Below are 8,466 nucleotides of genomic sequence, written 5' to 3' on the forward strand. Positions count from 1 at the left end.
TGTAACGACGACCACAGTAGAGGCTGCTGAGGAATATTCTAAGTAATGAACAACAGCAGATGTAACAGCAAAAATTCAGTGTGAGGAGTTAGTCATGTCTAGCCGCATTCCGTCTCCAGTTTGGCAAAAAGTTAGTATTGCTACACTATTATTATTAATACCATCAGTAGGAATGGCGATCGCTCGTCAGTCTGTTACTGTCGCCCTACCAGCAAATCTAACTCCTCCCAGAATTAGCTCAAATACCTCGATTCTTCCGCGTCACCCCGACTATCAAGCACTCAAGGCATTAGTTCAAAAGTATAGTTGTGTTGTCTCTGTACAAAACTTTGGCAAAGTTGCTATAACTCGCACAGAATTTGCCACAGTCTTAAATGCCTGTATAAATCGCAGCCAAGAGTTGACTGCAAATAACCCCAACGCCGTTAGCCCAGTCGATATCCAAACCCTACAACGCTTACAGGCACAATTCGCACCAGAGTTAGCAGTTCTCAAAGTTAAGCCAGATGAATTAGTAGAAGATCATAGCATTACCCCAAGTCCAACAACTAGAAAGCTGACTCCAGCTAGCAAACCAAAGTTGGCACTTCCTAGTGTGCCTCCTCAAAATCAACCTGTTAACCGTTCCAATACATCCTATTCCGGCACAGTTACTGCTGAATCTCAGCCCAATAGCCAATTCAACACAGAAAGTTACAACCGCATTGATGATAATCCCTTTCATCGCGTCAATAATGAACCCCTTTCCACCTTTTCCATTGATGTAGATACAGCATCCTACAGCAATATCCGTCGATTTCTTACCCAGGGGACATTACCACCTAAAGATGCAGTGCGAGTTGAGGAACTAATTAATTATTTTCCTTATAATTATCCCCAACCGCAAGGCGATCGCCCTTTTTCTGTGACTACGGAAGTGGCTAATGCCCCCTGGAATTCTCAGCACAAGTTGGTACTAGTGGGTTTGCAAGGTAAACGCCATACCAGTGCCACTTTACCACCCAGCAACTTAGTATTTTTGATTGATGTCTCCGGTTCGATGGATCAACCAGACAAATTACCCTTGGTACAGCAGTCCCTGAAATTGCTTGTGAATCAACTGCGCCCTGAAGATAAAGTCAGTTTAGTAGTCTACGCTGGCAATGCTGGATTAGTCTTACCAGCTACTCCTGGCAGTCAAAAAGCCAAAATTTTGGCAGCAATTGACCGTTTGCAAGCTGGAGGTTCTACTGCTGGGGGTCAAGGTATTGAGTTGGCATACAAGATAGCCAAACAGAACTTCCTCAAATCAGGAAATAACAGAGTAATTTTAGCTACCGATGGCGATTTTAACGTCGGGGTTTCTAGTGATGCCGAACTCACACGATTAATTGAACAGAAACGAGACCAGGGAATTTATCTCACGGTATTGGGATTTGGTACTGGTAACTATAAAGACTCAAAAATGGAGCAGTTAGCGGATCGGGGTAACGGCAACTATGCCTACATTGATACTTTATTAGAAGCCAAAAAAGTTTTAGTCAATGATCTGCGGCAAACTTTGTTTACCATTGCCAAGGATGTGAAAATTCAAGTAGAGTTCAATCCCGCAAAAGTGCAGGCCTATCGCTTAATTGGTTATGAAAACCGCCTTTTGCAAAACCAAGACTTTAACGACGACCGCAAAGATGCAGGAGAAATTGGGGCTGGGCATTCTGTCACCGCACTTTATGAAATCATTCCCACAGGCATCACCAGCGATGTGAAATTACCACAAATAGACCCCCTACGATATCAGCGTCCTGGTGCAACTACCCCTGATATTGGCGCGAATGAATTAATGCAAGTGAAACTGCGCTATAAATTGCCCCAAGCCAACACCAGTCAATTAATCACCCAAACTATCCAAGATAGTGATTTGCAAAGCACTCAAACACCGTCTACCAACTTCAGATTTGCATCTGCCATAGCTGCCTTTGGTATGGTGTTGCGTGACTCTGAGTATAAAGGGAATGCTAACTATAATTTGGTGATGAAATTAGCCACACCAGCAGTCGGAGAAGATAAGGAAGGCTATCGGCGTGAGTTTATTCGTTTAGTGGAACAAGCTAATACTATTGCGCTGGAGAAGTAATACCAATTCGCAATGGACTAACGTCCCGCTACGCTAACGCAATTCGCAATTCGCAATGGACTTCGTCCCGCTTCTCTACGAGACGCTACACGTAGCTTGCTTCCACGGAGTGGTACGCTAACGCAATTGATAAATCCCGACTTGACAAGAGTTTCTGGGTTTGGATCTGTATCAGAATTTTAGTGAATTGGTATAACTGAGGATTGGGGACTGGGTAACAAGGTAGATTTTACTCCAATGCCCAATGCCCCATGCCCTATTCCCAATGCCCATCAAAACCTATTTTGATACTCAATTACAGCCCGGCTATCATCTTCTAAATTAGTGGAAGCACGCACCCGAATTTTATCGTTAATGCGGTAATTAATCCCCCATTGGAAGGGGTCATTGGCTGTCAAAATCTTAATACTAGAAATTGACAATTTGGTGGAAAGATCCACGCCGGCTTCGGCTGCTAATTCAATAGAAGAACCACTTTTACCGGCTTCGGGATTATCAGAAATGACTGTGGGGAATATCCTCAGTTCACTTAACCCGAAGGCTGTACCGATTTGGTTAAAGGCAGACTGGAAATTATTAAATACTGCTGAACCGGCAATATTAATAATACCCAGGGTACTATCACCGCCTCCTTGGGCGGTGACAAATCCACCACCCAATAAGGCGACAATTTCGTTTTCGCTGCGGGAGGGACTGCTTCTTAATTCTAGGCTTTGGTCGAGTTTGCTGGCTTGTCCTTTGACGTTAGCTTCTACCCGCACGGTTTCTAATGCCGCTAAACCGGTGGGACTTAATCTACTATCACTAAAGTTACTGTCTTGGACGACATCCAGAACTTTCGCAAATAGTTGTACATCTAAATCGGGGTCGCGGGGTTGATTGGCTCTAAAGGTGGCGGTATGTTTATAACCGCTAGCTAGTTTAAATTGGGTGGTGAATAGGTTTACGCCACCGTCTTTTAATTGGATAGTGCCTACGGGAATGGGATCAGCGAAAGTACCACTGACAATCAAGTTACCTGTGGCGCGGAAACTTAAGATAGGTGGACGGGTAATTTGCAGGTTTTTGCCTAATTCTAGTTCTAAATTATTAAAGCGCGCGATCGCCCCTGCACTATTTACTTCTTGTTTGTCTTGCTTGTTGAGTTTGGTGAGTGATATACCAGCGTTATTATTTTGCTGCTGCTGGGCGTTGGTAGATTCTGCTAGCAAGACTTGACCATCATAGAGGCTGATTTTACCGCCAATCGCTGGTTTGAGGGCTGAACCTGTAATTTGTAAGTTGCCACTAGCCCCGCCTTGATACAATCCCTTCAGGTTTAAGTTTAATTGCTCTAGTTCTACGGTGAGGGGATTATTAATTGCCAGTTCGGTGTTAAAAATGGGTATTTCCCCTGCGGCGGCGACTTGGCCACGGCTAAATCGACCTTGGAGACTTTCTACTAAAACACGGTCAAAATCGAATTGAATTTTACCGGTGACACGTCTGACTTTCCCTGGTAAAGCTTGAGCTGAGAAAGTGGCATCATTGACGGTGGCAATCCCATTTAATATGGGTTTTTGTCTAGTTCCTCTGACTGTTAAATCAATTTCACCTGCGCCTTCTTCAAAGGCGATTTGGTTGGTTAACAGGTTTAATAGTGCCAATCCTTCGTTCTGCACCTTCACATCTAAGCTAATTTGGTCACTATCGGGATTTGTGGTGGCGAAGGGCAATTTATAGGGGATACTGCCATTGATGTTCACTGGTTGCGGCCCCGCGATGGCAACGATACTACCAAAATTCAGGCGACCGTTGGCATAACTAAAACTGGCGTTGGCTGATTCTATGGCTTTGTCGTTGAGTTTACCTTCTGTAATTTGCAGTTCTCCCCTAGCTTGGGGGTTGCCAATACTACCTGCTAAAGCTGCCGTACCACTCAGATTGCCAGTGATGCCAATGGGCAGTCTGACAAAGTTATTCAGCACCTCTATGGGGAAATTATTCACCCGTAATTGTCCTGACTGGTCTGAGCCGCCAATGTTACCAGCAAAGGCCACAAGACTATTAGCTGATTCAATGCGTAATGGTCGTACTTGTAATACCCCATTGGCAAAGCTACCTTCGGCAATAATTTTGTCAGCACGATAGAAACGGTTCTCTTCGTCTTCTTTACCCCAAGTAAAGTTCTGTCCATTTAAATTGAATTGAACTGATAAACCTTCTGGCGTACCCGTATCTAAAGCCACATCGCCGCTAAAGGTTCCCTGTAAATCTGCTAATTCGGGAACTGGGGAAGCGGTGCGTTGTTCTTCTCGGTCAGCTATGAGGCGATTAATTTGGGCTAGGCGTTCGATTTGGTCAAGTAAAGGACGATTAGGTAAGCCTTGGGGTGCGGTATTGAGGTCGGCTGCACTACCGTAACTAGGCGGCGAACCGTTGTTTTGCAAATCTTGGATGTCAAAAATTTGGGCTACAGTGAGTACGTCTTGGATATTGCCTTGGCTAACGTTGAGTTTACCTTGGATTCTTGGCCCTTGGGCAGTTGGGGCAATATTGCCAGTGAGGGCGTAACGACTATTGCCTTTAATAAATTCACTACTGGTAATGCTAGCTGTGCCATCACTATAACGGAATTGAGCTGCCAAGCGATCGCCTTTAATTCTGCCGATTTCTGGTTTGGCGATCGCTAAGTTGGCACTAGTCGCAAATGTGCTTTGATTAAATTGGATATCTCCTGTTAAATTGCCTGCCAGTTTCCCTGCACCCAAACGCAGATTTGGCGGCGGTGATACATTCAAGATTTGTAAGGGGAAGCTAGCCACTTGCACACTCCAGTTATCCCCTTTAACTTGACCTTGGGCTGAGGCTTGCTGCCATTTTACCAGGAAGGATTCGGGGCGATTATTGCCGTTGAGATTTAAAGCGATGCGGTCATTATTGCCTCTCAAGTCTAAATTTAAACCCTGTCCCTGGGCTGACTGCACACTACCCTTAAGTACAGGTTCAAAGGCAATACCCTGGACTGCTAAATCTTTTAAGGCCAGTTGTCCGGCTACATTCGGTAACGGTAATTTCCCAGTCACCCGACCGTTAAAATCTAACCTACCTGCCACCGCTACCTGATTGGGTAAAGTCACAGGTAACTGTTGTAAATTAAAGTCTTGGGCTTGGACGTTGAGATTTAAGGCGGTAATTTCTGGGATACCTGGTCTATTGGCGTTGGCGGCTATTTGTCCACTCACATTTAAGCCTGGCGCAGTGGCTTGCTGAATTGTCAACTGTTCGCCATTCCAAGCCAGGGAAGCGACTAAGGGGCGTTCTAGTCCTGGTAAACCTTGGGATAACTGCACCTGACCCGCAGCTTCGATATCTGCTAATCTCGTGGAACCGAGATTTCCTGCTAATTGCAGTTGTCCTCCTAATTGTCCCCGCAGTTGTTGATTAAAGCGGTTTAACTGTACACCTGTCGCTGCAACTACGGTTTGATAACGACCATTAGTCAGTTGAATATTAGACGCTGTAACTTGACCACCTGCGACATTTAACTGTCCTTGACCTCTGGCTTGGATGCTGTTGAGACTGAAGGAATCTACACTACCAGCAACATTTAATTGACCAGTTAAATTACCTTGAAATTGGGGCGGGACAGTAGCCAAGCGTTGCACAGGGACGTTATCAGCTTGGATTTGGGTTTGATAACGACCGTTAGCCAGTTGGATATTAGCGGCGGTAATTTTACCTTGACCAACATTGATGCTGGCTTGTCCACTGGCTTGGATGGTTTTAGGACTGAAGGAATTGACACTGCCAGAGACGTTTAACTGTCCTGTTAAATCGCCTTGGAGTGGCACTTTTGCCAAACGTTGCACAGGGACGCTGTTGGCTTGGATTTGGGTTTGATAACGACCGTTAGCCAGTTGAATGTTAGCGGCGGTAATTGTACCGTTACCGACATTAATTTTGGCTTGTCCACTGGCTTGGATGGTATTGGGACTGAAGGAATCTATACTACCGGCGACATTTAATTGTCCGGTTAAATTACCTTGTAGGGGTACAGCCGCTAAACGTTGCACAGGAACATTATTCGCTTGCACTTGGGTTTGATAACGACCGTTAGCAAGTTGAATATTGGCGGCGGTAATTGTGCCATTACCTACGCGTAAACGGGCTTCCCCACTGCCTTGGAAAGTTTTCAGATTCAAATTTTCTCGATTGCCGGCGATTTGAAATGTGCCATCTAGGGGGTTAGCTAAAGCTGGGGGAGAATTTTTGAGGACGTTACCCAGACGGACATTATTAGCGATGAAACGGGCGGTGAAGTTTTTGTCTTGTAATTGAATACTCGCGATCGCAATCCTACCACCACCAATCTGCACCCCCGCATCTTGGGAACGAATATTGACGATTTGGAAAGGTTCAGCCGTCCCCGCCAGAAGGAAACGACCGTTTAATTCTGTCCCCGCCAAAGAGATATTTTGCAATTGATTGGGGTTGACGAAGGGTTGTAAACTCACCCTGGAAGCTTGGGCGACAGCTTGCCAACGCTGATTGACAAAACTCCCACTCCCTTGAATTGTCCCCCCACCTACCCGCGCCACCACATTGCGAAAATTAATGTTACGATTAGCACCAACTATCACTTCCCCCGTGGTAGGATAAACTGCCTGTGGTGCGGCAAATTGGACGAAAGTTTGGGTATTTGTAGGTGTACCCGTCACCCTGGCTGTAGCGTTAACACTGCCGATTTTTATAGCCACATTAGGATTATAGAGTTTAGCGATCGCGTCTCCAGCTACTTGATTGGCAGCAAAACTCAAATCGAGTTGGGGATTTTTTCCTAACTGAATAATCCCACCACCTCTAATCTCACCACCGACTGTAGTTTCTCCCAGAACGTCTTCCAACTTGATCAAAGCATCCTGGGTGTTGAATGCAAAGTTACTACTAACTCTTTTAAAATTAATCTTATCAATTTGGGCAGTTTTCACAGTGGTGACACTACCTAAAAGAACGGGGTTATCAACATCCCCCACCACCTGTAATTTCGCCTGTAATTGTCCAGCCACAGGTACAGGCAGTTTTAATTTTAAAGTTTCTTGGGCTGTAGCGACACTCACCCCATTAATGCGCCCAGCTAACTTAAAGCCTTTAATACTATCAATAATTCCCGCCGCCACTAGGGGAATTTTGCCGTAGTTAGTAGTGAGATTTTCGAGTTTAATTTCTGTTCCCTGAAAATAAATACTACCTTGGCTATTAATAAACGGTTGTGGTACGCGGGGAATTTGCAGCGTCACCCCTTCTAAATCAGCACTACCATACAGTAAAGGCTTCTGTTCTGGCGCGAGTTGAACTTTTAAATCACCATTCACCCGACCTGTTTGTAATTCCAGGGGTAATTTTATCAATTGGGTAACGTGTGCAGCCAGCATTTTTTCTGCTTGCACCTGTATATTCGCCACCAAAGTCTTAGGACGCACATCCCCAGCCAAGGTAATGTTACCGCCAGTCTCCGCCTGACCTTGGACTGCAAATTTCACCAATTGGTTATTTTCTAAAAATTGGGCAGATCCCAAAAGTTGCGAAAAAGCGATGGGAGAAATAGAAACATTCTCCCCTGCTCCCCTGCTCCCCTGCTCCCCTGCTTCTTTCTTCTGGGGTAACAGTACCAAATTGCCATTCCGCAGACGCAATGTACTTAATTCAGTTTTAATTGCTCCCGCCTCTCCTGGAGGAGCTAAGGTTGTAGTAATCCAACGCCCTTGATTATCCTGTTCAATGTAAGCATCAGGACTAACTAAGGTAACATCTAGTTTTAGTTGACGATTAAAAATTAACAGCCAAGGATTAAAAGTAACTTCCACCGCATCGACTTCCGCCTTATCGGGGTCTGTGGCTGTAGGGGGGATAGAAGAAGCCGCAAAATTTACACCTGTCAGGGAAAATTGACTAACTTTACCCAATTTTACGGGACGGTTTAGCGTATTGGTCAGACTTTTTTCTGCTAAAGGCGTTAATTCATTCTGTACAAAAACCCATAATCGCCAAGCACCGCCGACTAAACCTAGCAGTAAGATACCGCCCAAGGTAATACCACCACGTTTCAAAACCCGCAGCCATAGACGCTGGCGGTCAGAATTACCGGACTGATGATCTTGATGGGAAGAATTACTCATGTGGCTTCACTTCTCTTTTCCTGAACGTGGTAGGCACACTACTAGCACTATGGGCATATTACTACGCCAATACCAAGATACAAACCAATCTCATCCTTTGGCATTCGGATGAATGCGTAGTAGTCATTAGTCATTAGTCATTAGTCATTAGTCATTAGTCATTAGTCATTAGTCATTAGTCATTAGTCATTAGTC

Annotated in this window: 2 protein-coding genes; one reads left to right on the plus strand and one right to left on the minus strand. The window is 45.1% G+C overall.

What is annotated here, in order from left to right:
- Positions 1 to 94 precede the first annotated feature (94 nt).
- Positions 95 to 2,113 (plus strand): vWA domain-containing protein, encoded by a 2,019-nt coding sequence (locus CV014_RS19930; RefSeq protein WP_236143614.1) that lies wholly within the window; start codon positions 95 to 97, stop codon positions 2,111 to 2,113.
- 272 nt (positions 2,114 to 2,385) lie between these two features.
- On the opposite strand, the gene CV014_RS19935 is transcribed toward CV014_RS19930, so the two are convergent.
- Positions 2,386 to 8,271 carry a translocation/assembly module TamB domain-containing protein gene (locus CV014_RS19935; RefSeq protein ID WP_236143615.1) on the minus strand — a complete coding sequence of 1,962 codons (5,886 nt, stop codon included), beginning with the start codon at positions 8,269 to 8,271 and terminating at the stop codon, positions 2,386 to 2,388.
- Positions 8,272 to 8,466: the final 195 nt, after the last annotated feature.

Source organism: Nostoc sp. CMAA1605, assembly GCF_021596505.1.
GTDB lineage: Bacteria > Cyanobacteriota > Cyanobacteriia > Cyanobacteriales > Nostocaceae > Trichormus.

Bases quoted from the DNA above. Each gene is read 5' to 3' on its own strand.
- CV014_RS19935 (WP_236143615.1), bottom strand. From the start codon at position 8,271: ATGAGTAATTCTTCCCATCAAGATCATCAGTCCGGTAATTCTGACCGC.
- CV014_RS19930 (WP_236143614.1), top strand. From the start codon at position 95: ATGTCTAGCCGCATTCCGTCTCCAGTTTGGCAAAAAGTTAGTATTGCT.